Consider the following 15,772-nt stretch of genomic DNA (forward strand, 5'->3'; position numbering starts at 1 on the left):
GCGACCCCTTCGCGCCAGCCCTGGCCGAACGCCTGGCCGCGATGGCCCGGTCTGGCGTCGACGCTCCCGCCGTCCTACGCCGCGCCGCCGCAGCCGGGCCACCACCCGACGACCACGCCGCGGCCGCACTCTGGTGGCGGATCAACGCGAGCCTGTCACCCGCTGCCGCCGAACAGGTCCACCACGACCATGCCATCGCCACCGCCTGGACCCCACAGCTTCCCCAGCTCCTGGGTGAACAACGCGCCGAACAGGTGCAAGCCAGCCCGTCCTGGCCCAGCCTGGTCACCGCCGTCGACCAAGCCCTCGCCCGTGGCTGGACCCTCGAAGGCCTGCTTGGCCAGGGCATCCACCTGGACCCCGGCGACGACACCTGCCAAGCCCTCACCTGGCGGGTCTCCCTTCTCCTGAGCCCCGTCCCGGACGAGTACGACTACGCCGACCCGGACGCCGCCACCCCGGACATGTGGGACGAGCTCGAGGTCTCGCCCGACTCCCCCGAGACACTAACCGAGGAGCCCGGACCCACCACTCTCCCAGCTCGCGACGGGATGGAAAAGCATCCGGAGGATCCGCAGGACTCTCTCGGCGGGCCGGCCAGGCTCGACGCGGACGATCACGATTCCCTCGACCTGCAGCTCCAACGGGCGGCGCTGGTCCGCGACACGATGGGCCCGCTCGAGCCCTCCGACGCCGAGCTGGAGCAGATGCTCGACAGGGCCGCCGAGATGGACCTCAGCCCGGTCGCACCCGAACAGATCGCGGGCATCAACGAGATGACCCTGTCGTTCTACGAGGCCTGCCTGCCCGGCTCATGGGCAGCCGACCACCTCACCACCCGATTCGGCACCGACCTCGCCGGCGACCCCCGCTTCCGTCCCGGCTTCGCGCCGCAGGGCTGGACCACCCTGGTGGGTCACCTGCGGCGCCGCGGCGTCAGCGACGAAGAGATGCTGGCCGCCGGCGTGGCCACGACCGCGCGCACCGGCCGCCTCATCGACCGGTTCCGCGACCGCGTCGTCCTGCCGATCGTCCACCACGACCAGGTGCTCGGCTTCGTCGGACGCCGCCACCCCGACCAAACCGACCACGACAGCGCCGGCCCGAAGTACCTCAACACACCCCAGACCGTGCTGTTCCACAAGGGAGCCCAGCTCTATGCCGCCGGACCCGACCTCCTCGCGACCAGCGCTCGACCGGTCCTGGTCGAAGGCCCCATGGACGCCATCGCCGTCACCCTCGCGACCAACGGACAACGCGTCGGGGTCGCGCCGCTGGGCACCTCCCTGACCCAGGAACAAGCCGGACAGCTCGCCACCCTCCACGACGGCCGCACCACCGATACGTCGCCCACCGACCATGCACATGCCGAGTACGACCCGTGGATCGTGGTCGCCACCGACGCCGACCTACCCGGACAGGTCGCCGCCGTACGCGACTACTGGCTGCTCGCCCAACACGGCCTCGACCCCGGACACGCGAACTGGCCCGAGGGGCAGGACCCCGCCGACATGCTCACGCTCCGCGGGCCTGCGGCACTGCGCGACGCTCTCAGCCGCTCTACCCCGCTGGCCAACTCCCTGATCGAGGAGCACCTCACCAACCTCCACCCAGACAGGGCCCGCGTCGAAGCCGCTCGTGTCATCGCCGCCCGACCCTCACAGTTCTGGCCTACCGATGCCGCCACAGTCGCCTCTAGGCTCCGGATCAGCACTGCGATCGCAGACCAGGACCTGCTGCCCGCCGCCCGGGCATGGAACACCGACCCCGCCAAGACCGCCACAGCTCAGCTGGACAAGGTCAGCGACGTGCGGACCCGCATGCGACAGGCGGACCAACTACCCGCACACGAACGCTGGGCTCCCCTTGCGCGCGACCTCGACTCACGACTTCTCGCCGCGCCCGACTGGCCCGCGCTGGCCATCATCATGGAGCGGGCCCGGCAGGACGGTCACGACGTGGCCAGCCTCTCCCGGCAGCTCGTGGCTGACCGGCAGCTCGACAGCGCACCGGCTCAGGACCTGCGATACCGACTCGTCGCCGCTTTCGACGTCACTGCCGGCGATGTGACGTCGACGCCACCGATGCCCGGATCTTTCGGTGCCACCCAGCAGCGACGGGTAGCGCCGATCGCCACGGATCGACGCAGTGCCCCACGACGATGAGGTTTGCTCATCAGGCATGGCGCACGCGGCCTGAGGTTCCTGTGATGCGAGTGTGACTAGCATGTCGGAAGGTGCACGCGGGTCCAGCGGTCCAGAGTCGAATTTCGACCAAGAAGTGGTCTCAACCAAGGACTCCGCTTGCTGTCGTATCGTGCCGTCTTGGACGGCCCTATTGTAATCGTGACCCGCGCGTCTCGCTGGCTGCAGGCCCACCGCCGGCGCCGGTGCCGGCGTTCGGTCAGAACGCGGGTGATGGTGTCGGGGCGGACCGGGTTCAGCCGGGGCGGCGGCCCTGCGGGCCGAGAGCCGAGTTCGTCCTTAAAGGCGTATCACGCTACTTCAGCCCAATCGCGTTGCCAATCGGGAAGGCCCCGGCACCAGCGGGTGACGGCGCAGGGTGGACACGTAGGGGTCGGGCGAATTGTGAGTCACAATCAGCGGTGGTTGGGGACGGATACCGGTTGGCGTGGCGAGCAGAGGCTTGGCCATCCAGGGTGGATCGATTGCCTGGAGCGCACCTGGCGCAGCGAGCGTCAGGAGTGCTGGTGCTCCGCCACGAGGGCGGTGGGGACGAGATCGCCGACGCTGCCGACGATTCCTTGCTGCCAGTGTTCGCCCAGTAGCCGTAGGCCTTTGTTCATAAGTGTCTCAACGGCGCGGTAGGGCTCCGCCAGGACTTCAGGCTGTGGGTAGTAGATGCGTACCGTTTCTGCCATGAGGCTGTCTTGATCTAGCCCGCCAGTGTCGTAGTTGCTGCCACCTCGGGTTCCGAAGGCGCTGTCACGGTTCAAGTCGAGTTCGTGGGCGACGGCGTAGGCGAAGCCGAGGCGGATGAGGTCCATCTGTTCGGTGACGCCAAGCCGGCTTTTGAGGTCCGTGGCTGTTTGTGCAGCTTCGATGGTCAAAGCGATATTCTTGAGATCGGCCATCAGATGGTCCTTCGGGGCAGGATGCGGGTGTGCTTGGATGTGACCCGTTCCAGCTCGAACTCGGCGATCAGGTTGCTGCCGAGCGCGCGCAGCGCGGCTTGCCGATCGAACTCACCGTCGAAGGACAGCAGGATGACTTGCCGGGCCATGCGTGGCAGGGCTGCCACCACGCGCGCAGTGTTGTGAGTGTCAAGGCGGCCGAAGGGGTAGTCCATGACGACGGGTCCACGCACGGCCGCGCTGTCTTGCAGCGCGGCGATCAGGGAGAGCGCGACTAGGTGCTCGTAGCCGGCGGAACGCCTGACTGTCTCGCCGTCGGTGTCGATGATCTCGAGGCCGTAACGATCGGTGATGCGCAGGCCGACGTAGTCGGGCTCGTCCGTGAGCTCGCGGAAGATGGCTGAGGCGTGTTCTTCGACGCGGCGGCGCAGCTTGGCCCGGTAGGCGTCGATGGCGCCACCGAACAGGCCCTTGAGCTCTTGGCTCACCTGATCCTTGAGTTCGACGGTGTGATCGGGCCGCACCGACTGCTTGCTTAGCTGGAGTTTGAGTGCCTCGATATCGACTTCCTGCCCGCGCAGTTCGATCGAACTGTGCTCCAGGCGCTCCTTGTCGCGAAGAATCTGGGCCTGCCGCTCGTCGCGTTCGTTGGTCAGGCTGCGCACTTTGTCTTCACCGATCTCAGAGAGCTGCCGTTCGATGCTGGCGATCTCTTCCTTGACTCCTTGACGCTCGAGCCGCAAGGAACGCAGAGCCCGGTCACGTTCGGTCACGAGACGGGCGTCTTGTCGTGTCAAGCGTTGCAGGGTGGCCTGCTTGTGTCGTGCGTGGGCCAGCCGTTCCTGCATGGCTTCGTGGTGGGACCCCGACGCCGCCGTCTCCAGGCTGATGACAAGTTCCTTCCGGAGATCGTTGGGTAGGTCCCGGTGACAGACCGGGCAGTCGGGCTGGTGATGCAGGTGCGTCAAGTCACGTGCTGCCGCGGCGGCGCCGCGCAGGTCGGCCTCGGCTGCCTGCACCTCGGCGTCGATCGCGGTCAACCGACCCGTGGCCGACTGCGACAACACGGCCTTCCAAAGTTCGGGCATCAGTTCGTTTAGCGCGGTGGCGGCTGTCTGCTCGCGCAGTTTGAGATCGGATTCTTGGGTCCGGAGCTGGTCGAGGCTGCCGAGTAGGCGTTCAGCTTTGTGCTGTTCACGCAGCATGGCCTCGAGTTCGGCGACGCGTTCCTTGGCGGTGTCGATCCGCTGCGCGAGTTGGTCGTGCGCGTCCTGCATGCGTTGGCGGACGTCTTGTGCCTCGTTGAGTGACAGGCCCATGCGCCTGGTGGCGTCGTGGGCGGCGTACTGCTCGGCGACTTGCTTTTCGGCTTGGTGCCACACCTCGGTGACGTCGGCTTCGGCGTTGCCGACGATGGGGATGCCCAGGACTCGTTCGATGGCTTGTTCGAGGGCTACTCCTTCTTCGCTGTCGGGTTCGAGCAGGTTCTCGTACTGGCGCAGCAGTTCGCCGTCGAAGAGGAAGAACTGGCTCACTGAGCGCGGCGCGACGGCCTGGAGGGCCTTCTCGGCGTCGTCTTGTGACATCGGCATGCCGTTGCGCTCCAAGAGCATCAGCTCGTGGGGCTGTTCGGTTTCGTCGTATCGCCGGACGAGCCGGTACTGGTCGCCGTCGTGTTCGAAGTCGAGAGTGGTCTCGAAGGAGCCGTAGCCGGCTTGTTTGCGGGCTTCGGAGTTCGCGAGTTCTCGGGCGTGCTCGGTGTGGTGGCGGCCGAGTATCTGACCGTAGAGGGCGTAGCGGAACGCGTTGTGCAGGGTTGTCTTGCCACGGCCGTTCGGGCCGTACACGATGTATACGCCGTGGTCGCGGGGGAATGTCATCTCTTGTAGTCCCCGGTAGGGGCCGAAGTCCTGGATGGTCAGGCGGAGCAGTGAGAGCATCAATCGGTCCCTTCAGGCGCGGGTTGCGCGGAGACCCATCGGTTGATGAGTTGCTCGGTCCGCTTGCGGGCCTCGGCTCGGTCCTCGGCGAATTGCTGGTGCGCGACCAAGATGTCGCCGACGAGGTCAGGGTCGAGGTCGGGGTAGTCTCGCGCGCGGAGCTCCTCGACGGTCGCGACGAGATCGGCCAGCTCGGTTCCCGTTTCAGGCATCAGGGGTGTCCTTCGTCATCGTCGTCGACTTCCACACCGGCCGGCCGCAGGTCGTCGATGTCCGACAGCGATAGACCCATCGACACCCATTTGTCCTCCAGTCGTGAGGCGGCGTCCCTGCCGATACTCCAGGTCGCGAACTCTAGTGCCCGGGCCAGCTCACCGACGGCTAGGGGCCACGTAGGGTCGCCTCGGTCGAGCGAGTCCGGCAGCACTAGGACGTCCAAGACCGTGGCGATGGTCTTGTGCGGGGCACGCCGTAGGACACGTCCGCGGCGTTGTATGAACTCTCGGGGATTGCGAGAGCTAGCCAGGATGAGCGCGTGAGTGGCGGCCGGGATGTCGACGCCCTCGTCGAGGCATTTGATGGCCACCACGATTCCACCGGCGACGTTGAACAGTTTGAGTGTGGTGAGCGGGTCACCGTCCATCTGTCGGTGGTATTCCCAAGATCGGATCCCGCGGGCGTCGAGAGCTTGGCGCACGAGCGCCAGCTGGTTCTGATTGTCGCAGTAAACCAGCCACTTCTGCCCGTCCTCCGGGCGCCACTGGTCGACGATCAGCTCAGCCGCTTTCGGGATCTTACGGGCGGCGCCCTTGGCGATGCGGGATCGTTCGATCAGCTTGTAGCGCAGATGGTCTTGGCTGTGCGGGGTGGCTCCGGGGGCTTGCGCAATCGCGGATCGGCGGCGGATCTCGGTGGTCAACCGCTCCCAGCGTTCTTGTTCTTCGTCGGTAAGCCCGACCCAGGATGGCTGGTAGACGTACGGGGCGAGGACGCCGTCGTCGAGGGCGTCCTTGAGGGTGTACCGGTGGATGATGCCGCCGAAGTAGTCGGTGATGGCTCGGGTGCCGTCCAGGTCGTGGGCCCGTTCGGGGGTGGCGCTCAGACCCAGCCGCCACGGTGCATCGAGCCACTCCAGGATCGTGCGGAACTGGGGACTGCCAAGCCGGTGCGCCTCGTCCGCGATGACGAAGGTCTGGGGGGTGACCGGGCGCAACTGGGCTCGGAAGGAGGGGCTTGCCGCGCTGTTGAGGACGGCGACGACCGCGTAGGGCCGTTCGGGTCGAGATGACTCGACGGCGGCGCGCAGCAAGCCGCCTCGACTCCACCGGTCGTGGCCCCCACCGGCGGGCACAACCCGGGCGCCGAGCAATTCGCGTAACTGCCCGGTCCACTGGTCCAAGAGCAACTGGGACGGCACGAGGATGACGGGGGTCAGCCCGGTCTGCAGGGCGAGTTTGGCGCAGTACAGGCCGGTGATCGTCTTGCCGGCACCAGTGGCGTGCGCCAGCAGCCCACGCTGGTCGTGGGCCTGCCACTCCTGGACTGCGTTGAGCTGATGGCGGCGCAACTCGATACCGCCGACCGTGGGCCGCGCCGCCGGCGAGAGTCTCGCTTCCCCGTCGGCCAGGTCGCGCAGCAGGGCCGCCAGGTCGGCGTCTTCGGCGACGCGATCCAGCTCCCGCCGGATCTCGCCGGGTAGTGACGCGACCGTTACGCCCGGCACCTGGCCGGTCCAGAGCCGGTCGAAGCGGGCGACGGCGTTGCGGACCCGTTCGGCGTCACGGCCGCCTTCCCATGACGGCCACACGTCCACCGACTCCACGTTGCCCTCGACGGATAGTCCGAGGTAGCTCTCGTTGAGGGAGCCGCGGAAGCCGACGACGTCACCGGCGTCGTCGGTGAATAGACCCACCTTGTCGTGGAACATGCGCTTGTTGGACATCGTGGCGGTGGGTGTCACACGCGCCAACCTGACTTCGAGCCGTTCCGCTGCGATGAGTGCGGCCAGCAAGCGGGCGGTGGCCGCGTGCTTGGAGGCGAGCAGGTGGGCCAGCTCGGCGCGCAGCGCCTCGACCAGGTCGGCGTCGCCTCGGGCCGCGTAACCGAACAGCAGGCTGTCGGCGTCGGAGTCGCTCAGCCGCGGGGAGCACAGCAGCCGCATCGTGCCGCCGTTCTCACCGATGAAGGTGCCGAGCGCTGGGTGAGTCAGGTGGAAGATTGTGGAACTGAAGAAGCCGGTGATCCGGTCGTACGCCGAGGATTCGCGAAGGCACCGGTTGTAGAAATCGCGGGCGATGTCATCGACGTCGCTGGTGTATTCCGTGCGCAGGTTCCCCAGGCCTCTGAGCATCACAAGACCCCCGCGCACAGCGTCCGGTTGCTCAACCGGATACGCAGCCCCAGGGCCTCGGCAAGGCGACGAGGCCGAGCGGCCACGATTGTCTCTGTCACCGCGGGATTCTTTAGTCGCCGATCGCCGTGCGCCAGCCCGTGGGCGATAGCGCCCCAGACGACGTCAGGCGGCGCCTGGACGTTCTTGGAGTACGCAAAGCCACCGCCGAGGTCGTGCAGGTCGGCATCCCACAGAATGAACAGGTGCCAGTCCGGGTGGTAGCCGGTCAGGATCGGCCGGATATTTCCGGCACGGTCAAAGTGCAGCCGCCTTCCGCTTGTGCAAGGTCCGGCGACTCCCTTAGTGAGCTGGACCTTGAAGGTACCTCGCTGGCGCTCCGATGCGTGTTGCGTGGCCTCGTACACGTAAAAGCGCAGTCTGGGCGGTAGTGGCGGGGCCAGGTCGACGACCAAGGCCTGGCAGTCCAAGTCCTCGTCGGACGGAAGTCGCTCGACCGCCGGCCCCAGGGCGCGCAACAACACCCGATGAAGATAGCCCCGGGTCAGCCGGTGTGCGGGACGGTACCGATCTCGGAACACCTCGTCGGGCAGCGTGACCCAATCCGGTGGCACCGCCGTCACCACTTCCGTCCCTTCTGACACGAGAATTGAGGCCGACGCTCGATCGCCGGCTCCCCGTTATGTCAGAGTCTCTCATCAGGCCCCGTCGGGCGCCCGGCACGCTGTTCCCATGCTGGCTCGTGTCGTTCGCGTGCTCCGGGCTGATCTTGGTCGATGCGGTCAAGAGGGGCGTTGCCGGCCGGGTGTGCCGCCGTCCGCGCGCGGCCCGGTAGAGTGACTGGGATGAGGATCGTGGAGGACGCCCATGCCGGACCTGCTTGAGCAGTTGCGTTCGGGCCGTCTGTGCTACACCACACCACTCGGCTCCCAGCTCAGCGGCGACAGCCTGGAACTGCTCGCCCAGATGCCGGCCGACAGCGTCGACCTGTTCATCACGAGCCCTCCCTTTCCGTTGTTGCGCAAGAAGGCCTACGGCAACGAAGACCAGGAGCGGTACGTCGCCTGGCTGACCGACTTCGTCAAGCTCGCGCGCGACGCACTCAAGCCGAGCGGCAGCCTGGTCATTGACATCGGCGGGGCTTATCAGCGCGGGCTGCCAGTGCGTTCGCTCCACCAGTACCGGGCGCTTTTGGCCTTCGTCGACGACCTCGGCTACTACCTCGCGGAAGAGTTCTACTGGTACAACCCGTCGAAGCTACCGTCGCCCATCGAGTGGGTGAACAAGCGCAAGATCCGCGCCAAGGACGCTGTCAACACGGTGTGGTGGCTCTCCAAGACCGAGGCGCCGAAGGCTGACGTCGGTCGGGTACGCGTGCCGTACTCACCGTCGATGCGGCGACTGCTGCAAGACCCCGCTCGCTACTACAAGCCCAAAGGGCGACCGTCACAACACCACATCGGTAGCGCCTTCGGTCGCGACAATGGCGGTGCGCTGCCCTCGAATCTCCTGACCATCCCCAACAGCCAGTCCAACGACACCTACCTTCGGGCGTGCAAGACGCTCGGCCTACCCGGCCACCCAGCACGGTTCCCGCTCAAGCTGCCGGGCTTCTTCATCGAGATGACCACCGACCCCGACGACCTCGTAGTCGACTTCTTCAGTGGCTCGAACACCAGCGGTCGGGCGGCCGAGGACCACGGCCGGCGCTGGCTGTCGTTCGAGCTCGACCGGGACTACGCCGCGCAGTCGGTAGTGCGGTTCATCAGTGACCAAGAACCACCAGCGATCAAGCGTGCAGTGACAAGAATCGCCCGGGGCAAGTCCCTAATTCTCTAACCAACTCCCTGCGAGGGCGTCGACGAAGGATGCGGTCCGCTACTTCTTCGAGGGATCCCAGCGGCGGGCGCGTGGGGTTGACCCGCCCCCGATTCATCTGCCGTGCTCGCTGTGGAGCTCTTGGGGAGGAATCCTGGGTTGGGCGAAGGCTATACGAACCGGTTCGCTTCGCATGAAACGAATCGGTCGGCATTGGTTGGGAGGCAGCGACGGTCCAGCCGACCCCGGGACAAGTCGCCAAGGGCGTGCCCGGCGGTGACTGCAGCTCGTCGAGATCGGTGAGCGACTGTCCTACATGACCGAGCTGCAGCGCCTGGTCGGCAGGACTCGCCTCGACCACGCGCCCAGAGGGATCGGGGAAGACCTCGCTGCTGTGGCAGGCGCAGCGACAAGCCGAGGAGAGGGTGCCGTCACGGTCTGGACGACGGCCGGCGAGGCGATCGCGTGGATCCCGGCGATCACGGAAGAGATCGACCGCGTCACCCGGGACTGGGCAGGGAAGGCCGCGGTCGGGCGCGCGGCGGTGGAGCACCTGGAGGTGAAGATGACCGGTGGTGTGCCGGAGATCAGTTCGCCGGAGGCGACCTGGCAGGGGAACGACGCCTGCCCTCCCACTCTGGCGGCCAGGGCTCGACCCGGGCGTTCGAGGGCCTTGTCACGGCCGCCGCCGGCCGCGAGCACCGGCCGGCACGGGTTTCGTCTTGCTTTCCATCGTTGGGCACTGCCGGGCTTGGCCGGGACTTGAGCTCGGCGCCCCCTTGCCCTGCCGGTGCTCGGCGATCGGTCATCGTCGGCCCAAGGTACCGCCACGCTCCTTGAGGAGCACGGTGGCGTCTACTGCCGCGCAGCAGTGGCTACTCCTCGGTGACTTCGCCCGTGTCGAGGTTCACGGATGCCAGGCGTGGCCGCACTGACGGAATGGTGTTCCGAGTGATGATCGTCTCCACATCTGTCCGGTAGGTTCGGCTGCGGTCGGAGGCCGAGCCCTCGCTGGTGTGCCGGGTGTAGCGGCTCTTGCCGGGCCAGCGTTGGTGGCCTTCTTCGCAGTGGTCTTTGGTGCGGCTGCGCATTCGGTCGGTGAAGGCGGGTAGGGCGTAGCGGTGCCATTCCTCCATGAGGTTGCTGGTGAGCGCGAGCCCCGCGCGGCGGCGTTGGTCGGCGATGACGGCGATCTCGTGGACGAGGTGGGGGTGTCGTGGCCAGCAGGCGGGGATGGTGCCGGTGATGTCCCAGGTGTATTCGTGGTTGAGCCAACAGACGACGTCGTCCAACCAGGCCCACACCTGTTCTCGCAGATCGGGTCGGGTGCAGGTGGGTGGGTCCCAGGGCCGCGGGAGCTGGGTGATGTCTCCGAGGGCGCGGACTTGTTCCTGGTCGCCGTTGGCGGCGATGGCCAGTTCGCGGTAGGCGAGCCTGATCAGGTTCCCGCCGGTGGGGAAGGGCCGGGCCATTTCCTCCTGGCGTCCGGCCTCCACATTGGCGGTCACTGGTGGCTCCGGTCATGGATGAGGCCCCGTCGTTTGGCTTCCACGAGTGCAGCGGTGGTGCGGGCTTCTGGGGTGACACTTTGGCGTCGTGCTTCGGAGAGTCGTTCCCGGACCTCGTCCTGGTCGGCCTTGAGGCGCGCGCCCGGGTTGCCGTCGATGCAGCGGTTGAGGCGGGCGATGATGGGTTTGCCGTTCTCGGCGACGACCAGCGCGTGTCGTTCCTTGAGTTGGCGGATCTCTTCGGGCCGCAGGACCGGGATGTCCTCGCCGGAGGTGGTTCGGCCGGCGGACTGGCCGGTCTGCCAGCTGGTGCGGAAGACCCGGACGGTGCCGGCGAGGTCGGAGATCTCCTGGTTGAAGGCGACGTCTTTGGAGCCGCCGAACATGACCATCACGTTGGTGAGCCCGAACAGCGCACGTGCTTCTTGTTCGCCGTAGAGCGCGGCGAGCTGTCGCCAGGTCTGGGTGGCGTAGATGAAGGAGATCCCGAGGGCGCGTTCGTTGGCCATCCTGGTCCGCAGGGTGGGCAGCGGCGCGGTGGAGGGCAGCTCGTCGAGGCAGGCGAGGAACGGCGGGCATAGCCGGCCGTGGGCAGAGGCCTGGCCGGCGGCCAGGGCGGTGTCCAGGACGAACTCGGCGGCCGCGGTCATCAGCGGGGAGGCGGAGGCGTAGGGGTCGTCGCGTCCGAGCATGTAGATGGTGCCGCCGCGGCGGATGACGTCGTCGACGTCGGTGGCCGGCCGTCTCCGGTCGGGGGTACAGCGGCGGCGGATGTCTGCTTGGAAGAACAGCGACATCGCCTGCTGCACGGTGGTGATGGTGTTGCCTGCGGTGCGGTCATCGCCGTGGAGGGCGCCGTGGAGCAGTCCGTGCCAGAAGGGTGCGGCGTGGGGGTGTTCGCGCAGGATTTCGGTGGGGTCGGTCGTGGCCATCGGGCTGGCGACCCAGCGCAGCACGTCCTCGAGCGAGCGGCCGGTGAGCGCGGCGGCGTGGAAGTAGCTTTGGATGACCTTCGCCGCTTCGGCGGCGTAGAACCGGGCCGCGTCGTCGCCGTGGCCGCCGTGGACCGCTCCCTTGACGGTGCCGGCGGTGAAGGCTTTGGCGCGGCGTTCGGCGACCATCGGGTCCACACACCCGGCGATCGGGTCGAAGATCAACTCGTCCATCCCCTCGGCGAGCCCGAACGGGTCCAGCACGACGCAGGGCCGGTCGTCGCGTGACCGGGCGCTGAGGGTGAGCAGCAGGTCGTCGAGCTTGGTGAGGGTGACCATCGCCGCGCCGGGGGCGCCCAGCAGGGCGGGAATCAGCAGATCGAGGGTCTTGCCGGATCCTTGCGGTCCGATCACGCCGGCGGTGCGGTCCCACGGCACCCACATCTGCCCGCCGCGGGGCTCGTGCGCGGCGCCCAGGCACCAGCCGACCTGGTGCGGGTCGATCCTCTGAAGGGCTCTCATGCCTTGCTCCTCCTGCCGTACAGGTCTGGGCGGACCACGGGCGCGACCTTCCGCAGCCGGGTGCGGCCGAGCAGGGCTTCGGCTTCGGCCCGGCTGGCCATGCCCTGGGGACGGTAGGGCCCCCAGCGGCGCAGGCACACCACGAGTGCCCACACCGTCACGGCGAGCAGCACCGCCTCGGTGACGGCGAGGCTCCACCACAGCAGGTGCGCGCCGGCCGTCTCGGAGACTCCGTGGAGACCAGCCCCGGCGTCGCCGCGCAACAGTGCGGGGAGGCTGGCGAACAGGTCGTCGCGGGCCGGCCAGGTCCAGCCAGCTCCGGCCAGCAGGTTCGCGGCCGCACGGCCCAGGTGCACGCCCGGCACCAGGACGAGCAGGACGGCCAGCAGGATCAGGGCCGGGATCTCCCAGGTCCATGGCATGGCCTCTTTTTGGCAGGAGCGTGGCATCGTCGCCTCCTTCGTCTCTCACCCCAAGGCGGGCGGGCTCACCCTGGTGATCACCCTCGAGGATTCTGATGGTCGAAGCACTCGTGCTTCCGGTCGACGGCCAGAGGTTCACTCACCACGCACACCGCTTCTCGCATCGTGTTGCTGCGCCCGTGTCGGCGTGTCGTCCTGATCACGGCGCGCCGGCCTTGGTGGGGGTGTCGGAGATGTTGCCGACGCGCCAGATCTCGAACAGGTGCTTGCTGTCTCGGGCGTGGGTGTAGTCGGTGGTGGTCACGCCGACGCGTGGGTTCTGCGCGCCGATCGCCTGGTGGCGGGTGGGGTCGTCGACGATCTCGACGTGGCCGGCCACGTTGGGGCCGAGGTAGGAGTCGTAGAAGATCAGGTCACCGGGCCGGGCCTGGTCGGGTCGGACCCGGTGTCCGTTGCCCGCGGCCAGCCAGTCGCGTTGGCTTTGGGCGGTGCGCGGCGTGGTGACGCCGATCTGCCGGAAGGCTGCCTGCGTGAACGAGGAGCAGTCCCAGGTGTCGGGTCCGTTCGAGCCGAGTCGGTAGGGCTTGCCGAGCTGGGAGTGTGCCCAGGACAGCACGGTTTTCACGCGGCCGTCGGCAAGGGGCGGCAGGTCGGGGTTGCCAGCCCCGGTGCCGGGTCCGCAGCCGGTGGGGTCGCCGGCGACGGTGCCGCCCCCGTACGCCTGGGCGTACCAGAGCACGTCGCCGACGTACCACTGGGCGTGGTTGTAGGCGAAGAGCGCCCGCCTGACCCCTTCCGGGCCTTTGGTCGCTCCGGCGACGGTCAGATAGTTCGCGGCGCTCATCGCCGAGTCGGCGTCGTTGTGGATGTCCGCGCGGCCGTCGCCGTCGCCGTCCACGCCGTAGCCGGCCCAGGTCGCGGGCATGAACTGCATCAGACCCTGGGCTCCGGCGCTGGAGGTGTGGTTGTTGCGCCCGTGACCGGTCTCCTCCATGCCGATTCCGGCCAGCAGCGTCCACGGGATCTTGTACCGGTGAGCGGCCTTGACGTAGTAGCCCTTGACCGGCGCGGGGATCGGCAGCGCCGGGTTGTGTCGGGAGTTCTGCCGCGACCGGCCGGGCGCGGGTAGCGGGAATCCGATCCCTCCCTCCCCATCAGCGGGGAGCCACTGCGTGAAGGAGGTGTCCAGCCTGGGTGGCGGGGCGACGGCCCTACCCGCCAGCGGCGCCCCGTGTTTGGCCATGAACCCCACCGGGTCGATGTTCGTGCCGTCGACGGAGACACCGAAGTGCAGGTGCGCACCGGTCGAGGTCCCGGTCGAGCCTTCCACCCCAAGCCGCTGCCCCATCGCGACTCTCGCGCCGGGCGTGATCGCCGCGTCGATGCGCGCCAGGTGACCGTAGGTGGTCTCGATCCCCGAGCCGTGGTCCAGGACCACGGCGTTACCAAGACCGCCGCGCGGCCCGGCGGTTTTGACGGTGCCGGCCGACGCGGCCAGCACCGGGCCGGGGACCGGGAGCATGGCCAGGTCGACACCTTCGTGGTAGGTCGAGCCGATGCCCCCTGGCGAGGCTCGGTGACCAAAGCCGCTGGTGATCGTGTACTTCTGCCTCGTGGGTGGACGCCACGTGCCGGTGGCGACGGTGGGGCTTTGGCAGGCGAGGGTTTTCAGCTCCTCCCCGATGGCCGGTGTCGCAATCGTGGCGAGCAGCAGCACGGCAGCCAGCGGCACCATCAGCAGTGGCGCGACCAGCAGCCCGAGGATGGCGACCTTCTTCACGACCGAACTTCTAACCTGCGGCTTCGATGTTCTGGTTGGTGTAGGCGAGTTGGGCCTCGAGGGGGTGCAGCACGGTCTGCACCTTGTAGGGCTGGTCGCCGACGCACCAGAGGGCGCGGCCCTTGCCGCCCATGCCCCAGCCGGTCACCAGGTTGCGGGCGATCGGTCCGAGCCCGAGCAGTCGCTCGAGCTCGTCGCCGACGGCGGCGTCCTGGCCGAGCAGGATCTTGATGTCCGCCAGGTGCAGCAGGTCCTTGGCGATGGCCACGGCCTGGGACCCGGCGTCACCGACCCCGAGCAGGTCGGAGGGCTTGTGGGCGACGGCGAACTGGATGTCGCCGCCGAAGCGCGACAGACGCAGGTCGGCGTCGAACGACTTGACCGCCTCGGTGCCCAGCCTCAGCTGCTTCCAGCTCTCGTCGCGCACCACGATCCGAAGGTCGCCCGGCCGGGCCATCTCGCGCATCCCCCGGCTCCAGGAATTGAGGCAGGTCAACGCGATCCCGACCGCGTCATCGCCCAGGGGGTCCAGCCGCGACAGACTCAACGACTGGATCGGGGCACCCCAGTCCACCTTGATGGTGGTGTGGTCATCGAACAGGCCGGCCAGCGCGCCGGAGACCAGCTGGCCCAGGGCATCGCGCAGCAGTCTGGTCTCGTCGAAGAACTGCCGCGCCGATCCGTACCGGCACTGGGCCACCAGCTGGTCGGTGGGGTTGTCCAGTAGGTGCCACAGTGCCGGGATGGTGGTCTCGGCCAGCTGCGTGTGCCCGTGGGCGTAGCCGGTCAGCTGGCGCAGTGCGTTGGTGACCACCACCTCGTCGGTGGGGCCGAACGGGACCCGGTCCTGGCCGATCCGTTGCGACCCGACCAGGCCGCGGACCAGGGTCAGCCAGCGCCCGAACACCACGGCCGCCCGCCGCTGCGCCTCCGCGGCGGCCAGCTCCGACCAGCCTTGTCCGAGCGGCCCGAACGCCAGGGGGTTGATGCGGGCGGGCAGGCCGACGCCGATGGCGAACGGCTCGACCCCGAGGGCACGGCACAGGGGCTCGTACTCGTCCTTGGGGTCGCCGCAGATCAGGGTGCGGTAGCCGAAGTCCATCATCCGCAGGCAGAACGCCTTGGTGGTGCCCGACTTGCCGCGTCCGGGCTTGCCGAAGGAGAAGATGTTCGGGTTGGTGACCGGGACCTGATCGGCCAGGACCCAGCCGAGCGGGTCGGCGAAGAAGGACCCGCCGGACAGCTGGTCGATGCCCATCTGCGCTCCTGTGGGAGGAAGCCCCGGCGTGGCCACGAACGGCCACAGGGCCGGCGCCTGGTCACTGGTCATCCGCCACGTGGAGACGGGCGCGGACGCGGGCGCCCAGCCGCGGCCACGCCGTCGGGTGCCGCGCCGGGCAGCGTGG

13 protein-coding genes are annotated in these 15,772 nt (G+C 68.1%); 3 read left to right on the forward strand and 10 right to left on the reverse strand.

The genetic code is table 11. From position 1 onward, the window contains the following. Positions 1-2,165 (forward strand): toprim domain-containing protein (locus FRW57_RS07310; protein WP_152185677.1); only part of this gene is annotated, 2,165 nt, incomplete at its 5' end. 533 nt (positions 2,166-2,698) lie between these two features. On the opposite strand, the gene FRW57_RS07315 is transcribed toward FRW57_RS07310, so the two are convergent. The 5 genes from FRW57_RS07315 to FRW57_RS07335 are packed head-to-tail and all read right to left on the reverse strand — an operon-like array spanning position 2,699 to position 8,007. Beyond that, on the reverse strand, positions 2,699-3,094 hold the full coding sequence (locus FRW57_RS07315) for a hypothetical protein (RefSeq protein WP_152185678.1): 396 nt from the start codon (positions 3,092-3,094) through the stop codon (positions 2,699-2,701). Beyond that, positions 3,094-5,034, reverse strand: a complete 1,941-nt coding sequence (locus FRW57_RS07320; RefSeq protein WP_152185679.1) for an AAA family ATPase — start codon at positions 5,032-5,034, stop codon at positions 3,094-3,096. The genes FRW57_RS07315 and FRW57_RS07320 overlap by 1 nt, the downstream gene beginning before the upstream one ends. Further along, entirely contained in the window at positions 5,034-5,246 is a 213-nt protein-coding gene (locus FRW57_RS07325) for a hypothetical protein (protein ID WP_152185680.1), read from the reverse strand. Before FRW57_RS07325 ends, FRW57_RS07320 begins: the two co-directional genes overlap by 1 nt. Then, the gene (locus FRW57_RS07330; protein ID WP_152185681.1) at positions 5,246-7,384 is read right to left on the reverse strand and encodes a DEAD/DEAH box helicase family protein; all 2,139 of its coding nucleotides are present in this window, start codon (positions 7,382-7,384) and stop codon (positions 5,246-5,248) included. Before FRW57_RS07330 ends, FRW57_RS07325 begins: the two co-directional genes overlap by 1 nt. Further along, positions 7,384-8,007: a hypothetical protein gene (locus FRW57_RS07335; protein ID WP_152185682.1), complete on the reverse strand. Its 624-nt coding sequence runs from the start codon at positions 8,005-8,007 to the stop codon at positions 7,384-7,386. Before FRW57_RS07335 ends, FRW57_RS07330 begins: the two co-directional genes overlap by 1 nt. A 244-nt stretch (positions 8,008-8,251) precedes the next feature. Here FRW57_RS07335 and FRW57_RS07340 point away from each other — a divergent pair, with 244 nt between their 5' ends. Both FRW57_RS07340 and FRW57_RS07345 read left to right on the forward strand, forming a co-directional pair. Further along, the gene (locus FRW57_RS07340) at positions 8,252-9,223 is read left to right on the forward strand and encodes a DNA-methyltransferase (RefSeq protein ID WP_152185683.1); all 972 of its coding nucleotides are present in this window, start codon (positions 8,252-8,254) and stop codon (positions 9,221-9,223) included. 295 nt (positions 9,224-9,518) lie between these two features. Further along, entirely contained in the window at positions 9,519-9,968 is a 450-nt protein-coding gene (locus FRW57_RS07345) for a hypothetical protein (RefSeq protein WP_152185684.1), read from the forward strand. A gap of 109 nt (positions 9,969-10,077) precedes the next feature. Here FRW57_RS07345 and FRW57_RS07350 read toward each other — a convergent pair whose 3' ends face one another. From FRW57_RS07350 to FRW57_RS07385, 5 genes are all read right to left on the reverse strand, one after another. Beyond that, the gene (locus tag FRW57_RS07350) at positions 10,078-10,710 is read right to left on the reverse strand and encodes a hypothetical protein (RefSeq protein ID WP_203230245.1); all 633 of its coding nucleotides are present in this window, start codon (positions 10,708-10,710) and stop codon (positions 10,078-10,080) included. Next, entirely contained in the window at positions 10,707-12,164 is a 1,458-nt protein-coding gene (locus FRW57_RS07355) for a type IV secretory system conjugative DNA transfer family protein (protein WP_152185685.1), read from the reverse strand. Before FRW57_RS07355 ends, FRW57_RS07350 begins: the two co-directional genes overlap by 4 nt. Then, the gene (locus tag FRW57_RS23065) at positions 12,161-12,586 is read right to left on the reverse strand and encodes a hypothetical protein (RefSeq protein ID WP_162529296.1); all 426 of its coding nucleotides are present in this window, start codon (positions 12,584-12,586) and stop codon (positions 12,161-12,163) included. Before FRW57_RS23065 ends, FRW57_RS07355 begins: the two co-directional genes overlap by 4 nt. A 199-nt stretch (positions 12,587-12,785) precedes the next feature. After that, positions 12,786-14,366: a peptidoglycan DD-metalloendopeptidase family protein gene (locus FRW57_RS23070; RefSeq protein WP_162529297.1), complete on the reverse strand. Its 1,581-nt coding sequence runs from the start codon at positions 14,364-14,366 to the stop codon at positions 12,786-12,788. A gap of 10 nt (positions 14,367-14,376) precedes the next feature. After that, positions 14,377-15,772, reverse strand: a 1,396-nt coding sequence (locus FRW57_RS07385; RefSeq protein WP_152185689.1) for an ATP-binding protein, incomplete at its 5' end; no start/stop codon positions are given.

Origin of the sequence: Segeticoccus rhizosphaerae, from assembly GCF_009192725.1 — a bacterium.
GTDB lineage: Bacteria > Actinomycetota > Actinomycetes > Actinomycetales > Dermatophilaceae > Segeticoccus > Segeticoccus rhizosphaerae.

Bases quoted from the DNA above. Each gene is read 5' to 3' on its own strand.
- FRW57_RS07315 (WP_152185678.1), bottom strand. From the start codon at position 3,094: ATGGCCGATCTCAAGAATATCGCTTTGACCATCGAAGCTGCACAAACA.
- FRW57_RS07320 (WP_152185679.1), bottom strand. From the start codon at position 5,034: ATGCTCTCACTGCTCCGCCTGACCATCCAGGACTTCGGCCCCTACCGG.
- FRW57_RS07325 (WP_152185680.1), bottom strand. From the start codon at position 5,246: ATGCCTGAAACGGGAACCGAGCTGGCCGATCTCGTCGCGACCGTCGAG.
- FRW57_RS07330 (WP_152185681.1), bottom strand. From the start codon at position 7,384: ATGCTCAGAGGCCTGGGGAACCTGCGCACGGAATACACCAGCGACGTC.
- FRW57_RS07340 (WP_152185683.1), top strand. From the start codon at position 8,252: ATGCCGGACCTGCTTGAGCAGTTGCGTTCGGGCCGTCTGTGCTACACC.
- FRW57_RS07345 (WP_152185684.1), top strand. From the start codon at position 9,519: ATGACCGAGCTGCAGCGCCTGGTCGGCAGGACTCGCCTCGACCACGCG.
- FRW57_RS07355 (WP_152185685.1), bottom strand. From the start codon at position 12,164: ATGAGAGCCCTTCAGAGGATCGACCCGCACCAGGTCGGCTGGTGCCTG.
- FRW57_RS23065 (WP_162529296.1), bottom strand. From the start codon at position 12,586: ATGCCATGGACCTGGGAGATCCCGGCCCTGATCCTGCTGGCCGTCCTG.